Below are 25,434 nucleotides of genomic sequence, written 5' to 3'. Positions count from 1 at the left end.
GGTGGCCGGCTACGTCATCTCGCCCGGCGGGAACGTTGTGCGGGTCAAGGCGATTTCCAGCGATTATGTTGTCGTCATATTCCGGGATGGCACGGAGAGGAGTTTCGATGCCAAGGAAGTGCAGCCGGCTGTTGTTACACCCGGCGAGTCGCTGAACGGTTTTACGGTGGCCGGCTACGCCATGTCGCCCGGCGGGAACGCTGTGCGGGTCAAGGCGCTTTCCAAAGATTATGTTATCGTCATATTTTGGGATGGCACGGAGAGGTGTTTCGGTGTTAAGGAAGTGCAACCGGCTGATAAGGCGGAGCGTTAAGAGCTGATTTTGGGTATTGAGCAATCAACACCCGTAAACTGTGCTGGTTTCACCGGGTCGGGACGCGTTGCGCCCGGCCCGGTTTTTGACAGTCAATCCGGCTTTTGCCGGCATTGCGGTACAACCTGTTTTTACTTTGCGCAAACTCAGAGAGGGGGGCATGAAACATATGCTATGGCGCGTTGTTCTTGCGTTGTGCCTTTTCGTTCCGTCTGCCGGCACGGCAGAAGCTGTAACGCTTGACGCTTTTGCCGGGGGTAAAACCAAGGTCAAAGATCTGCTCATGGGTATCACGCCGCCTCAGGCTCCCGTCGCGTCCATCAGCCGTGAAGTTTATATCGGCGGCACATGGGTTCCGCTGGAGCCGACCGTCACCAGTGACGGTCATGCGCTTGTTGAAATGCTGCCTGGTTATATTGTGCGCAATATCGCGCGCTGCAGGGCGCAGGGTACCGATTACTGGGCCATAAATGATGATTATGGTATCCGGCATGGAGTTTCCGGCCATAACCATTATGAAGTTGACCCGATATCCCATTATGCCACGCCCACCCAGGGCTGGACGTTGTTTTATGGTTATATTGACGGGCCTTTGCTGCCGATAAATACCGATTTTGAATATTATGTGAGATTCGCGTCCTATTCGGCTGAGGTATATTCGACCACCACTTTTTACGGCGCATGCGACGGACAGGAACTTTATACTACCATCAAGGTCCGGGTGCCGGATCTTAAAGAACTCAAGCCCAGCAAGTATTACAATCTTATCGGATCCAATTTAGACCATCCTGAAAACCATTTCGGCACACAGGCAATGAACGATGCCCTTACCCAGATTGCCAAGGACTGGAAGAAAACCTGTCCCAAGGCCGGTGTTCTTGACATAAACGACATGAGCCTCCCGTGGGGCGGCCGGTTCGATATCCGCGATGATTGGCTGGAACCGCATAGGGGACATATATTCGGCACGAGTGCCGATATCCGCAAATGGAGCGTGCACAAGAAAAACCGCGAAAAACTTATTAATTTAATGTGTGGTCCCTTCAAAGTATATACCGAGGGAGATAGTGTTGGGGAAATATATCATTATCATCTTGAGTCAAGGAACAGCAAGAACAGTTTTTATGATGAAATCAAAAATGATTCGCGTATAATAGAATGTTGTGATAAAACTATACCCGATGAGTGTATTATTCTGCAAAGCAACGGGCAGCCCGTTGATGAATATCCTAATATTTCCGAGGATTGCAAATGAAGCCGATAAAACTTTTTTTTTGTAACTGGTTGATTCTGTTTGCTTGCGCGGGGGTGTTTGCCGGGGAGGCATCTAAATGGCGTGAGGTTTTGCCCGGTCATGAATTTCCGCCGGACTCGCCGCTTAAGCCAGAATATGCCAAAGCCATTGAGCTTAGCACGCCAATGGCTGACGCGCTATACGGGTACGCGCCGGGTTTCGTGTTCTGGGAGATCGGGCAATACCCGCCCAAGCAGGTGGAGCACTACCCATATGCGGCCAATTCGCTGCCGTACGCGGTGAAAGGCGATTTTAACGGCGACGGCGAGATGGACGCCGTCGTCGCAGGGCATGACCGCGACGGCGATATTGTGGTTGTGCTGCTGTCCAGCTCGACTGACAAATACTATCCTGTTCAAATTAAACGGCGTGGGTGTTATCCTGACGCCAGGAAAGCCGGCAAGCCGTTGGAATATAAACCGACTAATCTGCTTGTGTTCAAGCCGAAGGGAATTGTGGTGCCTTTTAGCGATAGTGCCGCTAATGATCGGCCGCTGGAATTTGACGGATTCAAGATAAAACATATACGAGATTGTTATTGCGATGACAAAGAGTATGCATATTATTTAAAATGCAGGGACTGGGGAGATGACGGAACCATTTATGCTTGGGATCGTACGCAAAAACTTTTTCTGAATGCATTGGGTATGTGTGATGGGAATCCAGAAAATGATTATCGTTGTTTTTAGATATGAAGTCGTATGAATTAATCTTGATAGCAATCTTTTTGCATATCTGTTGCGCGGGGGTGTTTGCCGGAGAAGGCCCAGGTTTAAAATAGGTCTTTTGGTCCATGCCGGGCGCGGATTCCGCCAATATAATAATAGAGATGAGACCCGCTTTGCGTATAATGTCGCTGCTGCCGGCCCTTATGCTGGGTTCGGCGGCTTTTTTGTGCGCTGAAGAACCGGTCGGCGGCAAGGCTGTCCGTCCGGAAAAAGACTGGACGGTGATGTTTTATTTCAACGGCAAAAACGACCTTGAAGTTGCCGCTTTGACTGATTTCAATTCTCTTGAACAGATCGGCGGTTCCACCGACCGGGTGAATTTTGTCGCCGAGCTGGGCCGCAGCGTGAAATATGACACCGGCGACGGCGACTGGAGCGGCGTGCGCAGGTATCTGATTGGAAAAGGCGCCGATCCTGATAAAATCGAAACCGCCTCATTGCAGACATTTCCCGCCGATATGGGCGACTGGAAGCACCTTGCCAGTTTCATCCTGTGGTGCAAATCGGAATTTCCGGCCCGGCATTACGCGCTTGTCATGTGGGATCACGGCACCGGCTGGAAAGACGCTAATATAGACGATTATTTCGATCATCTTAAAGATCTGCACGGCCGCGGCATTTCCATTGACGTTGACAGCGGCCACTACATACGCACCGGCGATCTGGGCCGGATTTTTGCCGCCGCCGGCGGGGTTGATCTTTACGCGATTGACGCCTGCCTCATGCAGCTGGCGAGCGTGCTTTACCAGACGGGAACCGGGCCGGATCTCATTCTCGCTTCCGAAGACATCGAGCCGGCTGACGGGTTTGATTACGCCGCGTCGTTCGGCGCGCTGCGTCAGCGGCCGTCCATGTCCGGTTCGGAACTGGCGGCCGTGATTATAGCCGATTACCGGAACTATTTCGAGCCGGCGCAGCAGCCGGTTACGCTTTCCGCTGTCCGCACCGGCTATCGGGACGAATTGATTGCAAACGTGAATAATCTGGCCGACACTGTCATGCGCAACGAACTCCGCGCCGATGTAAAAACTCTTATTGCGCTCACCCTTGCGTTTTATGACCCGGACTACCGGGATCTGTACGATTTCGCAGTCCGGCTCGCCGAAGGCAATGCCGTCCGTTCCGGCGAGACAAAAGCGCGCGCGCGGGAACTGATGCGGTTTATCAAGGACAAGTATGTAGCCGCTAACGGCACGGTGAGCGAGGATTTCAAGCGCGCGGGCGGAGTTTCTGTTTATCTTCCGCGCGACACTTACAGCGCGGATTATGAAAAGCTGGATTTCGCGCGTGACTCCCGCTGGGACGAGTTCCTGAAATGGGTTCTTGAAAAATAACGCCGCTGATAATGTCTTGTTGCCCGCCGCGCCTTTTCAGACGCGGCGGTTTTCATATATTCCCGCTCCGGTATCACTGTCCGCAGCCTTGGCCGGGTATTGGCGGGCGGGGGCGGGCCGCGCGGTTCGCCGGATGCTCACGCGGGTTGTTTTCAGGCGGCTGTGGTTTCGTTTATGGCCATAAAAAGGCTGCTGCGGATGTGGCGTGTTTATGGAATTTTTATCCGGGCGGCGCAATCCGCCGGTCCCGGCTTGAAAGGGAAAACATGAGTGTGATCAGGAGATCGGAGCGGTGATCCGTGTCAGCGGATCCGGCCCAGCAGGCGCAGCAGTCCGTCCAGTATCGTGATCGGGTGAGGGGGACAGCCGGGTATATAAAGATCTACGGGTATGGACTCGGGCATGCCGCAGGTTTCCGGGCTGCCGGAGTAAATGCCGCCTGAAATGGCGCATGCGCCAACGGCTATCGCCAGTTTGGGCTCGGGGATGGCGGCGTAGGTGTCAAGCAGGGCGGACTGCATGTTTTTCGTAACGGGCCCGGTCACCAGAATGCCGTCGGCATGGCGGGGCGAAGCCACAAACTGTATCCCGAACCGGCCCAGATCGAAGGCCAGCGTTCCCAGCACATTTACATCCGCTTCGCAGGCGGCGCAGCCGCCCGCGCTTACCTGCCGCAGTTTAAGGGAGTGCCCGAAGATGCGCCGCGCTTCCCTGTCCAGCGCGCGCGCCGCGGGATATTCGCCACCCGCGTGGAGCATGCCCGCCCGGGTGGACGCGGCGAGCCGGTATTCCCGGCTGAAAGAAACCGCGTTTCCCGCAAACTGCGCGCACCGGCCGCAAAAAATGCACCTGCCCAGATCTATCTGCGGTTTCGCGCCGGCTTTTATCGCGCCGGTGGGACAGAGCGCCGCGCTTTCAGCCGGGATCTCCTGTCCGGTCAGTACAGGCAGTCCGCGAAACAGGTCCGGCAGAACCGGCGGCCGGGCCGGAAATTTCATCGTCCGTTCTTTTTGCCTGAGCCGTTGTATGAAGGCTTTTAACATGATTACAGATCCGTGCCGCAGTAGGAAAGGTTGAAGCTCTTGTTGCAGAGCGGGAAATCGGAAATCTGCTGGCCGCGCAGCGCCAGCGCCAGGCCCGCCCAGTTCTTGAACGACGGGTCGGTGATTTTGTAGCGGATTAATTTCCCGTCCGGTCCCGTAAACGCCGCATGGCACAGCTCGCCGCGCCAGCCTTCCTCGATGCTTACGGCTACGCTGTCGGGCGCGAATGCGCCGCAGGGTTTTAACCGGATCTCGCCGGTCGCGGTGTCGAGTATCTGGCGGATGTGGCGGATGGACCGGCTGATTTCGCGCCAGCGCACCATGGCGCGCGCGTAAACGTCGCCGGACGCGCAGGTGGCCGGTTCCGGCGCGATGATTTTGTAGTGACCGGATGAAAAATCCGTTCGCGCGTCAATTTCAAGCCCGCAGGCGCGCGCGGCCACACCTGTCAGGCCAAGCGCAACGGCGTCTTCCCGCTTGAGTTTTCCGGTTTCTTCAAGCCGCGCCAGCACCGAAGGCGACTGCCAGAGCAGGTTGACCGCTCCCGCGGTGTCGCGTTCGGCCTCGCGCAGCCGGCTCAGCAGTTCCGAGCCGGTTTCGCGGGACAGCTCGAACCGCACTCCGCCTTCCGTCAGCAGTCCCCTGCCGAAGCGGCTGCCGCACAGCAAAGCCGTCATATTGAGAAAATCGCCGCGCAGCCGGCCGCAGAAAGAGGCGGTCGGCAGGTAGCCCGTGTCGCCCGCCAGCGCGCCAAGGTCGCCGGTATGGTTGGCCAGGCGTTCCAGTTCCATGGCGATGGCGCGCACCGCGTCCGCCCGCGCGGCCGGTTCTTCGCCCGACAACGCTTCCGCTATCCTGCAATAGGCTGTGGCGTGCCCGGCGGTGGTGTCGCCCGCGAGTGTTTCCGCTATGAAAATGCGCCGCGCCGCTTCGCCAGGCATGGCGTTTTCGACGCCGCGGTGCTGAAAGCCCAGCTGGATTTCCAGATGGTAAACGTCTTCGCCGTGGCACTGGAACCGGAAGTGGCCCGGTTCGATTATGCCCGCATGAACCGGGCCCACCGCCACTTCATGAATTTCAGGGCCGGACATTTTAAAATAATCCCATACGCCCGGCGCGGGCCGTCCGGTTCCGAACACGGCGGCGCCTTTGCGCCAGCGTTCATGGAACCGCACCGGCTTGAGCCAGGGATGGCCCTGCGGCAGGATGTCATACTGTTCGGCTATTTCACGCTCGAAATAGTGGGCTTGCGGAGCCAGCGGAGTGATTGCGGGATAGCTGTCGCACCGCAGCGGCGCGAGCAGCACTTCAATAACGCTTTCCCTGCGGTCGCCAAGCAGGGCGCACAGGCTGAGCCCGTCCGCCAGTTCAAGCGCGAAAAGCGACAGCAGCGTTCCGCCTTCGCTCACGCAGCCGGCGATGCGCGTTCCCAGTTCAGCGGGGGCCAGTCGTTCGGCCTGCGCGGTCGGGCCGCACGAGGCGTTTTTAAGTTTCAGTGTCATAGCCCGCCTCCCAGCGCGCGGGCCGCCGCTTCAAGCATGGAATTGAAATAACGGGGAATATACAGGCCCAGAATCAGCGCGCAAAGGCCCAGCAGCGCGGCGGGCCAGATGAAGCAGGGGCGTTCCTCCGCCGGGTTCGCGTTTTCGAGCGGGCTTAACGTTTCCATTATTTTGCGCGACACTCCCGCGAAAATGACGGCTATGAAAAAAAGCAGCAGTCCCGCCGCCCAGTAATGTTTTCCGCCGACGAGGGCTTTTATCGTGAGCAGTTTGCTGAAAAAAAGGCCAAACGGAGGCAGGCCCAGTATTGCCGTAAAACCGGCGATCCAGAGAATCGCGGTTTTGGGAAGCGTGGCGTATAAACCGCGCACTTCCGGCAGGAGTTTGGTTTTGTACTGCCGCAGGATATTGCCCGAAAGCATGAACAGCATCGCCTTGACGGCGGAATGGTTTACCATGTGCAGCACCGCCGCGTAATGCGCGCCCGCGCCTGAAGCCATGACGATGATCCCCATGTTTTCAATGCTGGAATAACCCAGCAGGCGTTTGTAATCTTTCTGGCGCAGGATGAACGCGGCGGCGATCAGCACCGACAGCAGGCCGAACGCGATGAACACGCGCCCGCAAAACTGCCCCAGCGCCGCCGCCGAGCAGATCGCGCTGACCCGCATCAGGCACAGAAACGCGCAGTTTAAAAGCGCGCCGGAGAGCAGCGCCACGACCGAAGGCGACTCGCTGTAGGTGTCGGGCAGCCAAGTGTGCATGGGCGCGAGGCCCATCTTTGTGCCGTAGCCTATGAAGGAAACGGCAAATGCCGCTTTCAGCCACAGCGGATCAAGCGCCCCTGCGTTTTCGCGCAAAGTGTCATGCAGAAGCGGCAGTTGGCCGCCGCCGATAGCCGCCGCCATGAAAAAATTGCCGAGCAGGGCGAGCGCTATGCCGACCGAGCATAACATCATGTATTTCCACGCGGCTTCCAGCTGGCGCGGCATGCGGTGAAAGCAGACCAGCGGCACGCTCGTGAGCGTAGTCGCTTCCAGCGCGACCCACATAAGTCCCAGGTGCCTGCTGACGCACACAAAACTCATGGCCGCCAGAAAAAACAGCATGAAAGCTATAAACACCGGCTGGGGCTGGGTGCCGAACAGCGGAGCCAGGATATGCGCGCTGCGCCGCGAAGCGGCATAGTCCAGATAGCCGGCGGTGTAAAACGCGGCGGCGGCGAACAATGCGCTCGTGACCAGCAGGAAAAGCCGGCCCGCGCCGTCCAGCGCCAGCCAGTAGCCCTCCGTGACGGGAAAAACGCACAGCATCAGCGCGAGCGCCAGATGCGCGCAGGCGGCGGTTTTTAAAATAAACTGGGCGTACCGTTTGCCGGCCAGCAGAGCCGCCGCGCCCGCAAGCGCGGGCAGAAAGATGACCGCGCTAATCATAATCTTCCGCCTCGCTTAGAAATGAAATCCTGGCCATATCCGCATGCGCGAATTCGCGGCTGATATTGTAAAGCATCAGCCCGATAATAAACGCGGCCATCAGAATATCCAGCAGCAGGCCCAGTTCGACCGGCGCTGGCGAGCCGCCGGGCAATGTCATGCCGAACGCGTAAATCCCGCCTTCCAGAACCAGATAGCCAATCGCCTGCGAAAACGCGCTCTTGCGCGCCGTCATCACAAAAAAGCCTGAAAAGACCGAAAAGAACGCCGCGGTCATAAGCGGTTCCCCGCCGTCGAGCGCGGCCGCCAGCCAGGCTGACACAGCAAACAGCGCCGCGCATATTCCCAGCGACAGGTTATAGCTTATATAGGGTTTCGGCTCGCGTTCCGCGCCGGATTTTTCAAGCGCGCGCAGCAAAAGATAAGGGAACAGGAACGCTTTTATGCCTATAGTGGCGCAGACAAGCAGTATCGTTTCCGAGGAAATATGCCTTGCCAACGGCAGCAGGCCCAGCGCGGCGCCCTGCACCGCCGCCGCGCGGATCAGCACGCGCAGCCGGCCCGTCGCGCAGAGCGCGATGTCGCAGAGTATCACAAGTATCGCAAGCAGTTCGAAAGGGTTCATCACGCCACCATAAAAGCCGCAAACGCCAGCACCGCCGCTGCAAGCAGCATGGCGGGCACCTTGAGCAGTTTGAATCTGGCCATGCACGACTCGACCAGCCCCGCGCCCAGCGCCACGGCGCATATTCCGCAATAAAAAAGGGCCGGGTTGTCGGCGCTGTGCCACGATTCTCCGAACGGCAGAACCAGCCGCACGATAAGCGCGGAAAAAAGCCACAGTTTCAGCGCCGCGCCGTAGGAAATCAGTCCGAAATCGGGGCCGCTGTGGTCTAGCACCATCACTTCGTGGATCATGGTGAGTTCAAGATGTGTGTTCGGATCGTCGAACGGGATCCGGCAGTTCTCCGCCAGCAGAATAATGAAAAGCGCGCCCGCCACCAGCAGCAGCGGGTTGCCGGTGACCGGGTTGTTCGTGGTGAAAATCAGGTTGAGCGAGAACGCGCCCGCTTTTTTGGCCATTACCGCAAGCGAAACGAACAGCGCCGGCTCCGCCAGCGCGGAAAAAAACACCTCGCGGCTCGCGCCCATGCCCTCGAAACTTGAGCCGGTGTCAAGCGCGGCCAGCACCGTGACAAACCGCGCCAGCGCCAGCAGGTACGCGAACAGAATAAGGTCGCCGTCAAACGCCAGCAGCGCGCCATGCCCGCCCGCCGGAATCAAAGCCAGCGCGACTGACACCGCCGCCAGCGATACTGCCGGGCCCAGCCTGAAAACCCGGCCGGTAACGGAGCTGTATACCGTACCTTTATGCGCCAGCTTCCATAAATCATAATAAAGCTGGAGCACCGGCTGGCCCTGCCGGCCCGCGAAAAACGCTTTCACCCGGCTGATTAGGCCGGGCAGCAGCGGTGCAAGCGCGAGCGCTGTCAAATAGTCGGCGGCGGCGTTCATAGCACCGTCCATACAAGCAAGGCCACCAGCGCGGCGGCTATATAAAGGATATAGGTTTGTATATTGCCGTGCTGTATGACGCGCAGGGCAGACATTCGTGTGTCAATATATCTGAAAACCGGGCTGAACAGCATGTCGCGCGCCGGGTCGGGCGTATGGCTGTGAAACTCCGCCGAAACCGGGAACAGGCCCTGCGGCCGGCTGATTTTTTTTGCGGTGCCAAGCCCGAACATATCCACGATCGGCTGCGCGAAAGAGGATGCGGTGTATTGCATTGCCGCGGTCGGCGCGCTGTAGCCGCAGCTCCAGGTTCCGGCGGCGGTCACTTTGCGCCCTGCCAGCAGCCTGTCGCGCAGGAACCAGACAAGCGCGGATAACAGTATTACCATCGCTGCCGTCAGCCCGATAGGCTGTAAAACCTGAGGCAGGCCCCCGTAATCCGCTCCGCTCAGCGTCAGCGCGGGAAGAATCGCCAGCTTTGCCGCCGCCTGCGGAGCAACGCCTGTTAAAACGCATAATGCGGCAAGCAGTATCATCGGCGCGGTCATCAGCGCGGGCGATTCTGCGGGCGCGGCCGCCAGCCTCGTGCGCGGCAGCCCGAGAAAAACCATGCCGAACGCTTTGGCGAAACACGCCGCGGCAAGCCCTCCGATTAGAGCCAGCGCGGTTAATACCGCCAGCCCCGCCAGCCCGGAGTGCCCGCCTGCCATCATCAGCCGGAACGCGCCGGAGTAAATCAGGAATTCGCTGATGAAGCCGTTGAATGGAGGCAGCCCGGAAATAGCGGCGGCTCCGATCAGGAAAGTCGCGCCTGTCAGCGGCATGGCCCGCAGTAGGCCGCCCAGTTTGTCCATGTCCCGCAGGCCGGTCGCGTGCTGCACCGAGCCCGCGCCCATAAACAGCAGGCCTTTGAAAAACGCGTGATTTATAACGTGCAGCAACCCTCCGGCAAACCCGATGAACGCGATTTCAGGCCGGCCTGCCGCCGCGCCCATGTATCCTGTTCCCAGCCCCAGCGCGATAATGCCGATGTTTTCCACGCTGTGGTAGGCGAGCAGGCTTTTAAGGTCATGCTGAGCCAGCGCGAACAATACGCCCAGTATGCCCGACACTATGCCAATGGCCGCCAGCGCGGCGCCGAACCAGAACGGGATCAAGTCCACCAGCGTCATCATGCGGATGATCCCGTAAATACCCGCCTTTATCATTATGCCTGACATCACCGCCGACACATGGCTCGGCGCAGCCGGGTGCGCTTTCGGCAGCCACACATGCAGGGGGAAAAAGCCGGCTTTCGTGCCGAATCCGGCCACAGTCAGCAGCGCGACCGCGGCAAAAGGCAGTTTGGCGAACGCCGGCGGAAACGCCGAGAATTCCGCCGAGCCTGTCATGTGCCACGCCGCGCCGAACAAAGCGATTATGCACGCGGTGCCGATGTGAGTGGCAATCAGGTAAAGCCAGCCGGCCTTGCGGGATTCTTCGCTGCCGTAATCCAGCACGACCAGCAGGAAAGACGACAGCGTCATCATCTCCCACGCCGTCAGAAACAGCACCGCGTTGCGTGCCGTGAATACAACCGCCATTGAGGCTGCGAGTATATTATAAAGAAAAAAACTGTAGCCGGTTTTGCTGTTGAGCCCGCCGTAGCGTCTGCCGTATAACGCTCCGCAGGCGCACAGGATGTAAAGCGGGGCAAGGAAAAGCGCGCTGATGGAGTCAAGCGCGATATGAAACTGTCCGCCGGGTACGGGCCACGGCAATGCGAGCGCGGAGTGAAAGCCGGAAAGCGCGATGGCCGCAAGGCCGGAAACGGCGGCCAGAACGCATCCCGCAATGGCGGCGAACGCGGCCAGCCCGGGCTGTTTTCGCAGGGCAAGCGATAAAAAAGCGGAAATTATTAAAACTGCTGTCGAACTGAGCAGAAGAACCAAGTCTTTCACAATAAACCCGCCGACATTGAAGATATTTTAAAGATACCATTTTAACAGGTTCGGGACAAATCATCAGGTTAAATGTTCTTTGTCACGAGTATCGTGCCAGCCGGTTTAAATCATGCACGGCATCCGCTGCCGGCCTTTGCGCCGGACAGTGGCCATAACCATAGCTGGTCTTGCAGAGTTGCGTGTCGGCAAAAACAGGTTTTCCGCCTGCGTACACCGGGCAGGCGGAGTTGGCGGCTAAAAATCCCGCTGCATATGCCGGGAAGATGTTGCCGGTCAGCGTTTTGCGTTCGGAATCTGTTCCATCGCATACGCTCCGAAATACTGGGGTATGCCAGCCTGCAGCCTGCGGTTCATTTCCGCAGTGTGGTCATCAATGCCGCGGCTGGTGAAATTCCAGAATTCCGGGTTTCGCAGCAGGCCCAGCCGCCAGGTATCGGTCGTCGACTGGTCAACATGCACGAGCGAGTCGTAGTATTCTCCGCAGAAGGCGCATTCATAGAAAAGAACGGTGCTGTCCGGCAGTTCCGCCGCGACAAGTTTTTCACGCTTGCATACGGGACAGAATTTTCTGGTTGTCCTGCGTTTCACGGTTGTGCGCATCATACCCCCTCACCCAAGGATATGGTATTAAAGTATAAGGCCGCTGTCCATTCCCTTGTACGCAGCCGGCAAAGATTCCCGTATGCGGCGTTTGGTTCGTAAATCCGGTTTTTCGCCCGGCGGTTTGGGCGGGCGGTGCATTTGCGATGGCCGGGTCCCATGGAAACAAAAAGCCCCCGGTGTGAACCGGGGGCGCGGGCGGCAGAATTCCGCTTATGCGTTTTTGTTTTCAGCCAGCTGTTCGTAAAGCGTTTTTTGCCGGGTGGTCAGTTTTTCCGGGTTGGCAATTGTTATAATCGCGTATAAATCGCCGCGCGGGCCGGCGGGCTTGCCGTATCCGTGGCCTTTAATCTTGAGTTTCTTGCCGGAAGGAGTGTTTTCCGGCACCTTGATCCGCACAGTCGAGTCCAGCGTGGCAACGGTTGTTTCGCCGCCCAGGGCCGCGGTCCAGGGCGGAACCGGCACGGTGGTTTCCAGATCAAGGCCGTCCAGGCGGAATCCGGGGTCGGGCAAAAGCCGCACTTTTATATAAAGATCGCCGGTTCTGCCGTTTTGGGAAATGCCCTGACCTTTGAGTTTTATCGTTGCGCCGTCGTTAATGCCGCCGGGCAGCTTGGCGGTCACATTTTTTATGGCGCGGTAGCGGCGCCCGCCTGAAACGGAGTTGTAGGGTACCGCGAGAGTTTTCTGCCCGCCGGCAAAGGCTTCGCGCAGCGGCAGCGTCAGTTCGGCTTCGATGTCCAGTTGGGATCCGGGCCCGGTTTCCCGGCCCGCGTCAAAATCAAAAGGCGCGCCGCCGGCGCTGAACCCGGAGCCGCCTCCGAAAATGGAATTGAAAAAATCGCTGAACCCGGAAAAATTATTGGCGCCGCCAGCTGAATAACGGAAATTCTGCCCGCCGAACCCGCCGGGGAAGCCCTGCGCGCCGCGCGGCTGTCCGCCGGCATAAGCCGGGCCGGCCTTGTCCCAGTCCGGGCCGAGCGAGTCGTACATGTTTTTCTTTTTCGGATCCGAGAGTACGTCGTAGGCTTCATTGATGTCCTTGAACTTTTCGGACATTTCGGCTTTTTTCGCGTCCGGGTGCATGTCCGGGTGGTATTTGCGCGCGAGTTTGCGGTACGCGGCTTTCACCGCGTCCGCGCCGTCGGCGCGCGTTACGCCCAGTATCTTGTAGTAGTCCTTATATTCCGCGCTCATCTTAGTTTTATAATGACAAAGACAAGAAACGGCGTCATGGCCGCCATGATAATCCGTTCAATGCGCGCGTTCTGGATGTTAAGCGCGCCGGGCAGAGTCATCGCGGCTATTATCGCAAGCGCGAGTACCGCCGTAAACACTATATATGCTGTTTTTTCGCCCGCCGCAACAGCTGTGCCGGAGTTTGGTTCAGCAGCGGTATCCGGCACGGCGGCCGGTTCCGCCACGGCGGATTCCTGCGCCCGTTCCTGCTGGGGCAAAAGCTGTTCCTCGGCTTTCGCCGGTTCTGGTGTCTGCTGGTTTCTGTGCTTGTGGCTCATACTTGATTATACCAATTCATTGCGCGATATTTTTCCTTTTCAGCACCACGTAATTGCGGCTGTATTCCGAAACTTTTCTTATGAAATCGCGGTAGCGGGGATACTGGCCGGCGGGTATGCGCGGCTGTTTTATTGTCATTTCCTCGTCCAGCCGGATGCCGCCGGGCGTTTTTTCGTACCGGGCGGAGTAACCGCAGCACTCCTCGTCAATGCTGAGCGGCGGCGGCAGGTGGTAGACAAAAAATTCACGCGGGCAGGCGATTTCAGCCGAAACCGTTGTTCTGTCCAGCGACTGCAGGTCGAGTTCCGTGTCGCGGGTTTCCAGTACCGCGTTCTGGGAGGATTTCTCCATATCCGGCACGCGAAACGCCAGATATCTTCCGCCGGCGGTGAGGGCGTAGCCGTCCAGTTCGTATTCGGCGCGGAGGCCGAGCCGGTCGGACAGACTGTCAAGTCCCGTAAATTCAAAACTGCTCAGCCGCACTCCGGGCAGCGCCGCGTTGAGGTTCGCTTCCACGTTCTTGCGCCGCTCGTCGCGGGTTATATGGCGGTACTGGCGCCAGTCCGCGTCATATTTGCCGGTGAAGCTGTAGCGGGATTTCACGCGCAGGTTTCCGGCGCCATCCATTATCATGGCTGAAACGGTGCGCAAAGCCGATTCGTCCGGCGGCGCGAGCGGAGTTTTTACCAGCGTTCCCGTGCCGGGCCCGTGCACTATCAGTCCAGTGCAGTCCTGAAGGCGGGGCGGCAGCGCGGCGAACGAGTTGTCCTGACCGAGCGGGGCCAGCCAGACGGATTTTCCGTCCAGCTCCGCCAGTATTACCGCTTCCGCGGTCTGGCGGATGGAGGGAATTTCCGGAAAAAATGCCGGGTCTTCCCGGGTGTCGGAATAGACAAGGCTTGCCTTTATGCCGTTTTTCAGCAGCAGCGCGTACAGCGCGAAGGGTTTGTCGAGCATGTTGCCGGTGCCGCGCTTCAATGTCAGCGAGGCGGGCCTGGGCAGGTATGTCGAATGGCTCATATAGACCGGCGCGAATATGATATTGTCCGACACCAGCTGGTAAAGCGCGGCGGCTCTTTGAGTTTCGGTTAAGCCCGCGGCAGGCGGCAGTTCGGGCAGCGTGTCGTTTTTCAGCAGTTCGCCGATCCGCCCGGCGAAATACGAGGCGATGTTTTCCCAGCTGTCCGCCTGCGCGAAACAGAAAACCGGCATGTATTTCGCCGCCCGCACTTTTGCCGGGGTGTTGCGCGCCGTCCAGGTTTCGGTGCGCAGGCCGTTTGATTCCGTTACTCCGGTTTTCACCAGCTCGACGCCAGCGCTGGCCGAGCTTAGCAGGATAATGTTATCCGGCACGGTCACATCAATCCGCAGCTGCTTTGCCGGGTAGCGGTCGAGCAGATGCACCCTGTCGAAAAAAGGAAACTGCGGCGAAATTGCGGGCGCGGTGCTTATCACCGTGTAGTCTGCCGCCGAGCCCGGTGAAACGCGCGGGATCGAGAACTTTACGCTGGCATACTGGTCATATTCGGGGAAATCGGTTTCCTCGGTGCCGTCAACTACGGTGGTTGCGTCGGTGAACGCCGCCGTCGTGCCGTTGAGCGACAGCGCGTATTGCAGGCCGGCTTCCTCGTACGCGCTGTTATAGAAGAATTTGGCGTTGCCCACCGCGTCGCGCCCTTCTTCCAGCAGCAGTTTCCTGATAACGCGCCGGGAGCGGACCGCCCTGCCGTCCGGCAGCAGCGTGTATGAATAATGGCGCAGCCAGTTGGCGGCGGCCTCGTTATCGAAATCGCGCGCGGTGGCGGAGCTTTGCGCGGCGGCTTCGGCTTCGGGCCCGGCCGGATAATCCGGCACGTTTTCGCGCCGCTGCACGAACAGCACTTTCAGCGCGTCTTTTTCCGCAATGGCGCCGGTCACGCCGCGCCCGTCGGTAAAATACAGCGTTTTATTTTCGAGGCCGGCGAAGGCGCCTTCCGTTTCGGTGCCGTCGCGCAGCACCAGGATGTCCGCCCGCGCGGTCGCGCAGGCGGCAAACAGCAGTATTGTCAGAGTGTGCGGTATTTTCATTGCAGGTTCAGGCTGAAAAAAATTTTGTCGCGCGAAATGCGGGAAATCCGGTTTAAAAACGCGCGGTATTGCGGGTAGTCCGCGGCGGATATGCGCCGCGCCGTCCGGGTGAAAACGGCCGTCAGGCGTATAAGGCCCCGTTCGTGTTCCGTTTTCAGCGTGAAGGAGCCGAACCGGTTATTGAGTTCCAGCGGCGGCTGCAGCGCTTCCAGATCGTAATCTTTCGGATAAGTGATGGTGTAGTTGTACACGATCTGCTCCGGCACGGGATAGACCAGCGGGTACAGCCGCGACTGGGTGCCCGCCTCGGCAAAGCTCTGCTCGAACCCCGGCAGTGTGAAAATTCGGAGGTTGCCGGCTTCAATTATCTCCCGGTCGAGCGAAAAACTCGTCTGGATGCTGAAATGCCCGTCGAAATCCTCCAGATGGCTCAACCGCGGCCGGCCGGCTCTGGCGGACGGAGCTATCTGTTTGAGCCATTCGTGCACGGTATGAGCGCGCTCTATCGGAGCCAGCTCGCGGAACGCCGCGCGCTGAACGCCTTCCGTGGGGCCGTAATAGGTTGCGGTCAGGCTGATTTTTTCGGCCAGATCCGGCGTGACGGAGACGGTGTAATCATATTCGGTGCGGTTTTCCCGCGCGGGCGGCGGGGTGGTGTAATCGGTGGTGCGGCTGAGCGGCGCGATGCCGCCGGCGGAATAATTTTCCGGCGCCATGTACGGGTACGGATAATCATTGCCGGTCGGATCGAGGAACAAAATGCCGGAGTCCGTCCGCACGCGCACTACCGCATGTTCGAAATCCATATCGGCAAGCCGGAAATCGTGTGCCTGCACATTGGAGGCGTTCAATACGAACGGCTCCGCCTCCACACCTGCCGTTTTCAGCATTACGGCAAGCAGCAGCGCCTTGTCAATGCAGCAGCCGTATTTGCGGCGCCAGGTGAGGTTTACGTCATAACCGGCCCAGTTCGACGACATTCCCAGTTTGACCGCCGTATAGCGTATCGTTTTCTGGACATAATGGTAGAGCGCGGCGATTTTTTCGTTCCGGTTCGAAGCGCCGGCGGTAAGCCCGAGGGCCAGCTCGGCAAGGCGCGGGTCCGGCGTCATTCTTTCAAGATACTGGGGGCTGATCCAGTCGAAAACCGGGCCCCAGCCCTTGAACAGCGCGCCTTTGACGGCAGGATAAAGCTCCATGGCGGGCGGCATCATCCTTTCCGGTATCACCGGCGGCAGGTTCTTCACTCTCCAGGTGTAGGTAACGGCGGCGGACGAGCGGGTGACCGAGGGCGCGGCGTATCGGGCGAACTCGCCGGTGAACCGATCCGCCGAATAAAAAAAATTTCTGTTTTTCGGCACGGTGACGGAGAACCGCCACTCCGCCACCGGATAAAGTGTCCGGCGCAGCGCGCGCGGAAAAAAGAACTCTTTTTTGAAAGGGCTGAAAACCTCGCGTTCTGTTATCACGTCCAGCGCGCTGCCGGCTGAAAATTCCGGGAAGGAATAGACCAGCATTGCCGATTCGGAATACATGCCGTCCTGCGCCTGCGGCTCGGTGGACGCCAGATTGGCCGGGTCGAGCGTGGCGGCGGATCCGTCGGGGCGATAGACCGTCGCTTTGCGGAATTTGACGCGCTCGCGCCCGTTATCGAGCTCCTCGGCGAACTGCTTGAAATCCTCGGCGGCGGAAAACGCCAGCGCTTTGGCGGTGAAATGGCGCCTGAGAAACCACGAACCGTCACTCCGCAGAGTGATGTCCGTCAGGTCGCGCAGCACCAATCCCTGTTCCTGCGGGTAACGGGCTCCCAGTTTTTTCGCCTGCGCGTTGATCTGCTGCGCGGCGCCGGGACTTTCGGGGAGCGGCTGGAAATAATCCGAGGTGACCGGTTCCAGCTCCATGAAATGCAGCTGCAGGGTTTTCCGGACCGGCACGGTGAATCCGCCCTCCAGCCGGAATGATCCGGTGCTTGCCGAAAGCGCATGGCCCTGTATGACCGTGCCGTCCTTCAGTTTGAGCACATGGGCCCGCGCCTGAGGGCACAGCGCGCAGACCGCCATGACGAAAGTAATGAGCCGCATAGTGCAATTATAGAAAATCGCGCGGCTGCCGCCGCGGATATGCGGAGCCGGAATGTTTGGCACTGTCATCCGGCGAACCCGAAAATCACTTCCAGCGAGAGTGTCAGCCGGTACTGCGGCCCGAAGGCGTGGTCGCGCGGATAATCTATTTCCGGCGCGGCTCCGAAAAAAAGCCAGTCGTTATGCAGGCGCCTGCGCCAGTTAACCGCCACGGTGTACATTGTGGCGATAAAAGCCGGGGTGGAATTCATGGTGGCCTGGAACATCGGCGTTATGATGTCGCGGTCCGAAGCGATCCAGTTGAGCGATACTGTTTCCAGCATGGTCCAGTTAGGTTTGACGAAGGTGCGGTTGCCGTCGAATTCCGATTCCAGCAGCAGGTTCTGCGCGAGCTGGCGCGTAAGCACGAGCGCGCCGCTGTAGCCGGCATCGCTCCCCATTTCCCAGAACAGTTTGTTGTCCTGGCGGATGAGGAAATTCTTGATGTCGTGGGTCAGATCCAGATTGTAGCTGCCGTACGGCTTGGGCAGCACCCACGGCCGGGGCAGAAAATTGTAGTTCAGGCCGAGATCAACGTGATTGGCAAGATGTTTTGTGAGCTGGCGCGCGTAGCGCAGCCCGACAAAAGTGGTGGAGTTGTTGTCGGATCCGGCGGAGTTGCCGGTTCTGTTGAAAGCCTGCGCGAAATAGTCCTGGGAGTTGCGCACCCGCTCCATGGCCGACATCCTGTCGAGCGTTTCCTCCTGTATGTGCGTCACGATCACATTGAACCTGTCCTGCGTGCCGGGCAGGTCTATTTTAGCGTTTATGTTGGGCCGGAACGCGAGCGAGCCTTCTTTTATATAGGTGTCGAGTGTCAGCACCGCCGCGCTTTTCTGCCGGGTTTTCACATAGTAGCGGTTGCCGAAATAGTCGTCCACCCTGCCGACGGTTCTGAGAAAGTTTTTTGAAACGGAATCGTGTATGTTTTCCGTATAGCGCATGACGTGCCGTAACGTGCCGGATATGACGCCGGCATCTTTGCCGGCGTCACTTTCCATTGGCCCGGCGGTGGAAACTGAAATGCGGTAAGGCGGCGCGGTTTCCGGGTTGTCGGGCTGTGCGGGTGTTGCTGTAAATTCCGGCGCGGGCCATGCCGATCCGTTGGAAACGGCGGAAGAGATTGAAATGCGGTAAGGCGGTCCGGCCGGGCCGGCCCAGGCGCCTGCGCCGCATGAAAACACCGCCGCCCATATTGCCGTTATTGCAGCGCCGCGCGTGTTAGGCATGTCCATGCGAGAGGAAAAGAAGCATGAGGCCTGCTCCGGCGAGCAGAGCGATGAAATGCCGCGGCCCGGTCTGGATTTTGCTGGACATCGAAGGAATAAGGTCCGACATTGAAACGTATATAATGCTGGCCGCCGACAGTGACAGTGCGTAAGGCCCTATTCCCGCCACCGCCTCCAGCGCGAAATAGCCAGCCGCCGCGCCCGCCAGCGCCACGCAGCTGGACACGATGTTCCAGTAAAACGCCCGTTTTTTCGAGAAGCCGCCATGCAGCAGAACCGCCAGATCGCCCAGTTCCTGCGGTATCTCGTGCGCGAAAATGGCGATGGTTGTCATCACGCCCAGCGCTGAAGATACGCCGAACGAAACCGCTATCGCCATCCCGTCGAAAAAGTTGTGCAGCGTGTCGCCCGCGATAATGAGGTAGCCCGACGCCGGATGAACTTCGCAGTGCTGCGCGTGGCAGTGCCGCCAGATCAGCGTTTTTTCAAGCAGCATGAACGCCAGTATCCCGCCCAGCAGAATGAGCATGACGGTTTTCACCGGCAGGGCTTCCGCCGCTTCGGGCAGGATTCCCGCAAAGCCCGTGGTGAGCAGCGTGCCGGTCGCGAAACTTATGAGATAAGGCATGATCGCGCGGAGATCGTCTTTTTTCAGGAACAGCACCACGCCCGCCAGTGCGGCGGACAGCACATTCCCTATCAATACCGCGATAAGCGTTGTCAGCATATATCCATTATACTCAAATAGCCAGGAGCCCGGCCTGTCAAATGCGGGTGTTTTGCGGCGGCCGTACGAAAAGCGGGGTTATTTCAGGCTTAAGCCGGCCAGTTTAAAAGCGCGTCCGGGCCCGGGGTTTTGCATGAACCGGTTCCACACGCCGCCGGCGGGATTGAACGCGCCGTCGAAGGAAAAAGATATCCGGCTATTTCTGTTGAGTCAGGTCTTCGGTTTCGGCGGCGTGCGCCCCGCGGACCGCCAGGAACGCCGAACCCAGCATGAACAGCGCGAAAACGCCCATCACGCCGCCCGCGAACAGGTTAAGATTGGTTCCGGAGCCGGGTTTCAGCGGCAGAATTATGCCGACGATCGTAAGAATGACGCTGAATATCAGGAACAGCAGGCCGATCGGAAACCGCAAATCATCCAGTAATCTGTTTAGCATGTTTATCTCCTTGGAGTCGCCGTCTGCCGTCTAGTGAAAAATGTAATTGAGCGCCAGCGTCATTATCAGCACGCCCGCCGCCAGCGGGCCGGGGCGCATATACCAGCGTTTTTCCGTGGATACCGGCCGTTGTGTGAGGCTGTAAACCAGCCCGCGCATTTCTTCATCGGGTTTCGGTTTTGTGAACAGGCTGACCGCCAATGTTATGAGGAAACAGGTTGCCCACGCCACAATCGCTATGGCAAACGCCTGCCCCATCGCCGAGCGGAACTGGTGCGGCGGGCTCATGCCGCCGAACAGCAGCCAGCCGCCTTTGCCCTCCGCAATCGTAATGCCGTGCGTAACGGCCGCGGCGGCGGTGCCGGCAAGCAGGCCGGAGAACGCGCCGTGACCGGTGGTGCGTTTCCAGAACATTCCCAGCAGGAAGGTCGCGAACAGCGGCGCGTTCACGAACCCGAAAACCAGCTGCAGCAGATCCATGATGTTGTTAAAACTCCGCGCCAGATAAGCGGTGGCGATGGAGATGATTATGCCCGCCACGGTGGCTATCCTGCCCACTTTGAGGTAGTGCTCGTCGGTGCCTGTTTTGCAGAGATGCGCCTGATAAATGTCATAGGTCCATACGGTGTTGAACGCGGTCACGTTGCCCGCCATGCCCGACATGAAGGAAGCCATCAGCGCGGTTAACCCCACACCCAGCAGGCCGGACGGATAGAAATAGGTGAGCATGGTGGGCAGCGTCATGTCGAAATCCATGCGGCCGTCGGGTTTGACGGGGAGCGCAAAACCGGCGTTCATCCGGGTCATGACAAGCGCGATAAGCCCCGGCAGGATCACAATGAACGGAAGCAGCATTTTCGGAAACGCGGCGATAAGCGGAGTGCGCTGCGCGTCCGACATGCTGCGTGCGGTCATCGCGCGCTGCACCAGCAGAAAGTCGGTGCACCAGTACCCGAACGAAAGCACGAAGCCCAGGCCCATCACCATGCCGAATATGCCTACGCCCATGGGGTTCTGGTCGGGCGAGCCCATGTATTGCCAGGTATGGGTCATTACCGCCGGCAGCTGGGTTTTAAGGCCGGTCCAGCCGCCCACCCTGTGCAGGCCGGCGTAAACCAGCGGCGTGATGCCCAGCACGATAAGGAAAAACTGGAGAACCTCGTTATAGATCGCGCTTTTCAGCCCGCCGGTGAATGTGTACACCGCCACGATCCCCGCCGACAGCAGAATGGAAAAACCGAAATTCCAGCCCAGCAGGGCCTCCAGCAGGATCGCCAGCGCGTAAAGCGACACGCCCGACGAAAACACCGTCATCGTCGCGAATGACAGTGCGTTGAACGTGCGGGTTTTCTCGTCAAAACGCAGGCTCAGGTATTCCGGCACCGACCGCGCGCGGCTGCCGTAGTAAAACGGCATCATGAACAGGCCGAGGAACACCATGGCGGGGATGGCGCCCACCCAGTAGAAATGAGCGGTCATTATTCCGTATTTCGCGCCGGAGGCGGCCATGCCCAGCACTTCCTGCGCGCCCAGGTTCGCCGAAATAAAGGCGAGGCTCGTTATCCACAGCGGAATGGACCCGTTGCCTCCGCGCCCGCCCAGAAAATCAGCGCTGGATTTCACCTTGCGTTTCAAAAGCATGCCGATCGCCAGTACAAAAAAGAAATAAATGCCGATGATTATGTAATCAATTGGGCTAAGCTGCATTCCTGAATCTCCAATTTGAAAAATTCCATTATAGTATACCAACTTTCTCGCGCGGATCCCCGCCACCCGCCACAGGCGGCCCTGCGGCAGAGCGCCGGGGTTGCAAAGACGCGGCAATTTCCCTATTATCTACAGACTGGAGAATATATGGCAGGCAAACACGATCTGAAAATAGCCGAACTGAAAAACGAAATCGCCGCCAGTCCCGGCAAGGCGGAGCTGTACGTCGAACTGGGTCTGGTGTGCTATGCCGCAAAAAACCCGCAGGACGCGCTGGCCGCGTTTGACAAGGCGATCGAACTTGCGCCCGCGCAGGCCGCGTCCCATAATAACCGGGGCATAATGCTGTCCGCTCTCAAGCGTTACGCCGAGGCGGCGGAGTCGTTTAACAAGGCCATAGACCTTGATCCGGCGTATGCCGGCGCGTACAACAATCTTGGCGTCGCGCTGGCGGCCGACGGCAGGCTGGATGACGCGGTGGGCGCGTACCGAAAGGCTGTGGAGCTGGCGCCGGAATTCGCGCACGCCTTGCGCAACCTGTGCAAAGGGCTGGAGGAGCAGAAAAAACTGCCCGAGGCTATCGCGGCATACCGCGCTCTGGAGGCGGTCACCTGGCGGCAGTTATGGAAGGATCATAATCTGGAGCCGGATACGGTTCTTCCGGGCATGATTGCCGAATGCCGCGATGTGCTGCAAACGCATCCCGACGATACCGCGCACCTTGTTTTCCTCGGGCGCGCGCTGCTGCATGAGAACAAGGCGGCGGAGGCGGTCGGGCTGTTTCAGAAAGTTATTGAGGCTGAAAAGGACAATTCCGACGCGCATTATCTGCTTGCTATCGCCCTGATCGAGTCCAAAGCCCGGTCCGGGCCTGAAAACTGAATTTAACGGGGGGATTTTATGCCTTTGGAATGGACACCGGCGCTTGCCACTGGAAACGATGCCATAGATGCGCAGCATAAGGAACTTTTCGACCGGGCCAACGCGTTTGCCAAAACTATTGCCGGAGGCGGCGAACAGCCGGACGCGGAGTCAATTATCGCGTTTATGGATGATTATGCCAGATTGCATTTTGCCGACGAAGAGAAGCTGCTGGAGGCGCATGCCTATCCCGAAATGGCCGTGCATAAGGCCCAGCACGCTTATTTCATGCGCAATCTTGCCAATATCGAGCGGACGTATGCCGCGCAGGGCGCGAGCGAAGAGCTTACCGAGCTGCTGTACCGGCATATTACTTCCTGGCTGCTCGCGCATATCCAGAAATCCGACGGAGCCTGGGCGGTCTGGCTGCGCGGGCGATAAACTTTTCCGTATTCGGATTCCGTCTGCCGTCATCGTGCGGTTGCGCGGGGCGCGCGCAGCAGCGGTTACTTTGCCGCTTGCGGCATGACCAGTTTTCCTCCGGCGCGAAGTCTGCGGAGTTTATGTTTATGAGGGTTGGGACACTCGAGCACGGGCCCTTCGGCGGTATTGATGAGCTGATATGGCGCGCCGGTTGCCGGACAGACGTAAACCGCCCGGTCGCCCTGCTGGAACGCGCTTAACGCTTTCCAGAGGTTTGTTACGCATTTTTCGGTTTCGCGATCGGTATTGTAGGAGCCCCAGCGCAATGGCCGGCCGGGTTTGAGCGTGCTCCGGAACTCCACGATGTTCCACGCAAGCAGGCCGAAACAGGCCAGCAGCGCCGCCAGTTTTAGCGCAAGGCCGAACCGGGTTTGAAGAATGCTGGCGTGTTCGGTTTCGTCAACCCGGTTATGTTCGGATTGTTTGCCGCTGATAGCGGCATTTTCAGCGTCCGCCATACGGCAGGACTGGCACAGGCTGCTCCTGTCTGTTTCGTAATCGTGCGGGCGGCCGCACCTGGTGCAGAGTCGGATAACCGGAGTCATGATAAATTTCAATCCAGCGGTTCAGGAATAACCAGTTTGCCCTGCGCGCGCAGGCGCTTTAAATTGTGCCGGTGAGGATTGGGGCAGTCTATAACCGTGCCCGAGCGGTCGGTTTTCACGAGGTATGGCGTTTTGGTGAGCGGACAGCTGTAAACGGCGGTTCCGCCGGCATGGCGGTCATGCAGTGCGTTCCACAGGGTTTCGATGCATGCTTCCGTCCAGGGATCGGGCGTACAGGTGCCGATCCTGACGGTTTTGCCCGGCAATACCGAAGCGAATATATACCTGGCGTGCACAATCCCGGCCGATATGGCCGCCGCAATGACCGCGATTTTGACGGATTCCAGCAGCCGTCCGCTGAAGCCATCGTGTGCCGCGGGTTTCAATGCTGCTTTGGAGTCAGCAGTTTTACGCATCGTGGTATACTGCTCTTGCCTGACCGGTTTCCATTACCGGATATTATAATAAAATTTTGCCGGGACTGCGTTTTATGCCATGACGCTGCAACGATTGGGGGGGGCAAGTGAAATCGTTTGCGCTGATCACTTATTCCGGCGCTGCCGCGCTGGTGCCGCTGGTTTTGACTGCGGCTGCCGGAGTATTGCGCTGGCGGATACACGGGGTTCTGGCGGGGTTTGTTCGCGCGGCGGCTCTTGCTCATGCCGGCCTGGTGTTTTACAAATATCTGAAAACCCGGCCCGGAACGGCTGTTGCGGAGAAATAACGGGCGGGTATTGGCGCGCTGACAGGCGTGTCACCGCGAACAGGTTCTGGCTACCGCCTTCTGCCAGCGTGTTGCGGCGCGCGCGCGGTCTTTGGGGAGCATCTTTGAAGTGAACGTTCTTTCCGCGCAAAGCACGGTGAAAATATCCTGCGGCGCGCGCCATATTTCCGCGCCCAGACCTGCCAGCGCGGCGGCGCCCCAGGCCGTGGTTTCCTGCAGTTCCGGCCTTATCACGCGGCAGCAGGAAATATCGGCCTGAAACTGCATAAGGAAATTATTGGCGCTTGCGCCGCCGTCCACCCGTATGGCGGAAACGGTTTGCCCGCTGTCCAGGCGCATGGCTTCAATAACGTCAAGACTCTGAAACGCGATCGCTTCAAGCGCGGCGCGCACGATATGTTCACGGCGGGTGCCGCGGGTAAGGCCGCTTATCGTGCCGCGCGCGTACATGTCCCAGTAAGGCGCGCCCAGCCCGGTGAACGCGGGTACGAAAACCACGCCGTCGGCGTCAGGCACGCTTTTGGCGAGCGCTTCGCTGTCGGCCGCCTTGTCGAGAATTTTCAGCCCGTCCCGGAGCCACTGCACCGTCGCGCCGCCGGCGAACACGCTGCCCTCAAGCGCGTAAACGGGTTTGCCGTAAGAGGTTTGCGCGGTCAGCGTGGTGAGCAGGCCCTGTTTTGAAGCGGCCGGTTTATCGCCTGTGTTTAACAGCAGGAAACAGCCGGTGCCGTAGGTGTTTTTAATGGAGCCGGGTTTGAGGCAGCCGTGCCCGAACAGCGCGGCCTGCTGGTCGCCGCACATGCCGCAGATGTCGGCCTGCAGGCCGGGTATGAGGTCGGCGCGCATGGAGCCGAACCGCCCCCATGACCGGCGCACTTCAGGCAGCAGACAGGCTGGTATTTGAAAAAGCTCAAGCAGTTCCCTGTCCCAGCACAGGCTGTGGATATTAAAGAGCATGGTGCGGCAGGCGTTTGTGTAGTCCGTGGCGTGCACTTTTCCTGCGGTGAGGTTCCACAGGTCCATTAAAAAACACATAATATGTAGCCTCGGCATCGCTCGTCGTCGTCGCTGCGGCGTTCCCATACCATACCGTCACTTCTCCGGCAGCATCCGCCCCTTCCAGCCGCACGGCGAACCGGGCGCTGCTGCTCGTGTAGTCCGGCCAGAGATAATACGCGAGTTCCGCCCCGGTGCTGTTGGTGAACCGCACATCGCCGTAATCCTCCCGGCAGTGCTCCCCGATATAGATATGCCAGGTCTCCAGCCCGCCGACCGTCTCGTTGTAGGCGGTGCCGGTGCTGCGGTGGATCAC

At 58.8% G+C, this 25,434-nt stretch carries 26 protein-coding genes; 7 read left to right on the top strand and 19 right to left on the bottom strand.

What is annotated here, in order from left to right; genetic code table 11:
• The 4 genes from PHW69_04840 to PHW69_04825 all read left to right on the top strand — a co-directional run.
• The coding region (locus PHW69_04840) for a hypothetical protein (GenBank protein MDD4004514.1) at positions 1 to 313 on the top strand (313 nt) is incomplete at its 5' end.
• 85 nt (positions 314 to 398) lie between these two features.
• Positions 399 to 1,568 carry a hypothetical protein gene (locus tag PHW69_04835; GenBank protein ID MDD4004513.1) on the top strand — a complete coding sequence of 390 codons (1,170 nt, stop codon included), beginning with the start codon at positions 399 to 401 and terminating at the stop codon, positions 1,566 to 1,568.
• Positions 1,565 to 2,296, top strand: a complete 732-nt coding sequence (locus PHW69_04830; protein MDD4004512.1) for a hypothetical protein — start codon at positions 1,565 to 1,567, stop codon at positions 2,294 to 2,296. The genes PHW69_04835 and PHW69_04830 overlap by 4 nt, the downstream gene beginning before the upstream one ends.
• Before the next feature lie 161 nt (positions 2,297 to 2,457).
• Positions 2,458 to 3,669, top strand: a complete 1,212-nt coding sequence (locus PHW69_04825; protein ID MDD4004511.1) for a clostripain-related cysteine peptidase — start codon at positions 2,458 to 2,460, stop codon at positions 3,667 to 3,669.
• 302 nt (positions 3,670 to 3,971) lie between these two features.
• Here PHW69_04825 and PHW69_04820 read toward each other — a convergent pair whose 3' ends face one another.
• The 15 genes from PHW69_04820 to PHW69_04750 form a co-directional block, all read right to left on the bottom strand.
• On the bottom strand, positions 3,972 to 4,667 hold the full coding sequence (locus PHW69_04820) for a hypothetical protein (GenBank protein ID MDD4004510.1): 696 nt from the start codon (positions 4,665 to 4,667) through the stop codon (positions 3,972 to 3,974).
• Positions 4,668 to 4,714: 47 nt separating this feature from the next.
• The gene (locus PHW69_04815) at positions 4,715 to 6,214 is read right to left on the bottom strand and encodes an NADH-quinone oxidoreductase subunit C (GenBank protein ID MDD4004509.1); all 1,500 of its coding nucleotides are present in this window, start codon (positions 6,212 to 6,214) and stop codon (positions 4,715 to 4,717) included.
• Complete coding sequence (locus PHW69_04810; GenBank protein ID MDD4004508.1) at positions 6,211 to 7,647, bottom strand: proton-conducting transporter membrane subunit; 1,437 nt, start codon at positions 7,645 to 7,647, stop codon at positions 6,211 to 6,213. Before PHW69_04810 ends, PHW69_04815 begins: the two co-directional genes overlap by 4 nt.
• A complete protein-coding gene (locus PHW69_04805; protein MDD4004507.1) occupies positions 7,640 to 8,272 on the bottom strand; it encodes a hypothetical protein in 633 nt (210 codons plus the stop codon). Before PHW69_04805 ends, PHW69_04810 begins: the two co-directional genes overlap by 8 nt.
• Positions 8,272 to 9,162: an NADH-quinone oxidoreductase subunit H gene (locus PHW69_04800; GenBank protein MDD4004506.1), complete on the bottom strand. Its 891-nt coding sequence runs from the start codon at positions 9,160 to 9,162 to the stop codon at positions 8,272 to 8,274. The genes PHW69_04805 and PHW69_04800 overlap by 1 nt, the downstream gene beginning before the upstream one ends.
• Positions 9,159 to 11,102: a proton-conducting transporter membrane subunit gene (locus PHW69_04795; GenBank protein ID MDD4004505.1), complete on the bottom strand. Its 1,944-nt coding sequence runs from the start codon at positions 11,100 to 11,102 to the stop codon at positions 9,159 to 9,161. Before PHW69_04795 ends, PHW69_04800 begins: the two co-directional genes overlap by 4 nt.
• A gap of 276 nt (positions 11,103 to 11,378) precedes the next feature.
• Positions 11,379 to 11,708, bottom strand: a complete 330-nt coding sequence (locus PHW69_04790) for a hypothetical protein (protein ID MDD4004504.1) — start codon at positions 11,706 to 11,708, stop codon at positions 11,379 to 11,381.
• A 210-nt stretch (positions 11,709 to 11,918) separates the two neighbouring features.
• Positions 11,919 to 12,902, bottom strand: coding sequence for a J domain-containing protein (locus tag PHW69_04785; protein ID MDD4004503.1), 984 nt, complete (start codon positions 12,900 to 12,902; stop codon positions 11,919 to 11,921).
• Positions 12,899 to 13,222, bottom strand: a complete 324-nt coding sequence (locus PHW69_04780; protein ID MDD4004502.1) for a hypothetical protein — start codon at positions 13,220 to 13,222, stop codon at positions 12,899 to 12,901. Before PHW69_04780 ends, PHW69_04785 begins: the two co-directional genes overlap by 4 nt.
• Positions 13,223 to 13,238: 16 nt before the next feature.
• The gene (locus PHW69_04775) at positions 13,239 to 15,290 is read right to left on the bottom strand and encodes a DUF3857 domain-containing protein (protein ID MDD4004501.1); all 2,052 of its coding nucleotides are present in this window, start codon (positions 15,288 to 15,290) and stop codon (positions 13,239 to 13,241) included.
• Positions 15,287 to 17,371: a DUF3857 domain-containing protein gene (locus PHW69_04770; GenBank protein MDD4004500.1), complete on the bottom strand. Its 2,085-nt coding sequence runs from the start codon at positions 17,369 to 17,371 to the stop codon at positions 15,287 to 15,289. Before PHW69_04770 ends, PHW69_04775 begins: the two co-directional genes overlap by 4 nt.
• A 65-nt stretch (positions 17,372 to 17,436) precedes the next feature.
• Positions 17,437 to 18,411 (bottom strand): hypothetical protein, encoded by a 975-nt coding sequence (locus PHW69_04765; protein MDD4004499.1) that lies wholly within the window; start codon positions 18,409 to 18,411, stop codon positions 17,437 to 17,439.
• A 220-nt stretch (positions 18,412 to 18,631) separates the two neighbouring features.
• The gene (locus PHW69_04760; protein ID MDD4004498.1) at positions 18,632 to 19,366 is read right to left on the bottom strand and encodes a ZIP family metal transporter; all 735 of its coding nucleotides are present in this window, start codon (positions 19,364 to 19,366) and stop codon (positions 18,632 to 18,634) included.
• Between the two features lie 196 nt (positions 19,367 to 19,562).
• Positions 19,563 to 19,802: a hypothetical protein gene (locus PHW69_04755; GenBank protein ID MDD4004497.1), complete on the bottom strand. Its 240-nt coding sequence runs from the start codon at positions 19,800 to 19,802 to the stop codon at positions 19,563 to 19,565.
• A gap of 30 nt (positions 19,803 to 19,832) precedes the next feature.
• Entirely contained in the window at positions 19,833 to 21,509 is a 1,677-nt protein-coding gene (locus PHW69_04750; GenBank protein ID MDD4004496.1) for a sodium:solute symporter family protein, read from the bottom strand.
• A 15-nt stretch (positions 21,510 to 21,524) separates the two neighbouring features.
• On the opposite strand from PHW69_04750, the gene PHW69_04745 reads away from it, so the two are divergent.
• Both PHW69_04745 and PHW69_04740 read left to right on the top strand, forming a co-directional pair.
• Positions 21,525 to 22,391 carry a tetratricopeptide repeat protein gene (locus PHW69_04745; GenBank protein MDD4004495.1) on the top strand — a complete coding sequence of 289 codons (867 nt, stop codon included), beginning with the start codon at positions 21,525 to 21,527 and terminating at the stop codon, positions 22,389 to 22,391.
• A gap of 18 nt (positions 22,392 to 22,409) precedes the next feature.
• A complete protein-coding gene (locus PHW69_04740; protein MDD4004494.1) occupies positions 22,410 to 22,811 on the top strand; it encodes a hemerythrin family protein in 402 nt (133 codons plus the stop codon).
• Between the two features lie 65 nt (positions 22,812 to 22,876).
• Here PHW69_04740 and PHW69_04735 read toward each other — a convergent pair whose 3' ends face one another.
• A complete protein-coding gene (locus PHW69_04735) occupies positions 22,877 to 23,398 on the bottom strand; it encodes a hypothetical protein (protein ID MDD4004493.1) in 522 nt (173 codons plus the stop codon).
• 8 nt (positions 23,399 to 23,406) lie between these two features.
• Complete coding sequence (locus PHW69_04730) at positions 23,407 to 23,814, bottom strand: hypothetical protein (GenBank protein MDD4004492.1); 408 nt, start codon at positions 23,812 to 23,814, stop codon at positions 23,407 to 23,409.
• Between the two features lie 107 nt (positions 23,815 to 23,921).
• Here PHW69_04730 and PHW69_04725 point away from each other — a divergent pair, with 107 nt between their 5' ends.
• Complete coding sequence (locus PHW69_04725; protein ID MDD4004491.1) at positions 23,922 to 24,122, top strand: hypothetical protein; 201 nt, start codon at positions 23,922 to 23,924, stop codon at positions 24,120 to 24,122.
• Between the two features lie 30 nt (positions 24,123 to 24,152).
• Here PHW69_04725 and PHW69_04720 read toward each other — a convergent pair whose 3' ends face one another.
• Both PHW69_04720 and PHW69_04715 read right to left on the bottom strand, forming a co-directional pair.
• Positions 24,153 to 25,145: an FGGY-family carbohydrate kinase gene (locus tag PHW69_04720; protein MDD4004490.1), complete on the bottom strand. Its 993-nt coding sequence runs from the start codon at positions 25,143 to 25,145 to the stop codon at positions 24,153 to 24,155.
• The coding region (locus PHW69_04715) for a DUF2341 domain-containing protein (GenBank protein MDD4004489.1) at positions 25,069 to 25,434 on the bottom strand (366 nt) is incomplete at its 5' end. The genes PHW69_04720 and PHW69_04715, both read right to left, overlap by 77 nt.

It is taken from the genome of Elusimicrobiaceae bacterium, assembly GCA_028700325.1.
GTDB lineage: Bacteria > Elusimicrobiota > Elusimicrobia > Elusimicrobiales > Elusimicrobiaceae > JAQVSV01.
The sequence above is the reverse complement of the archived record's forward strand: the minus strand, read 5'-3'. Positions and strand labels throughout refer to the sequence as shown.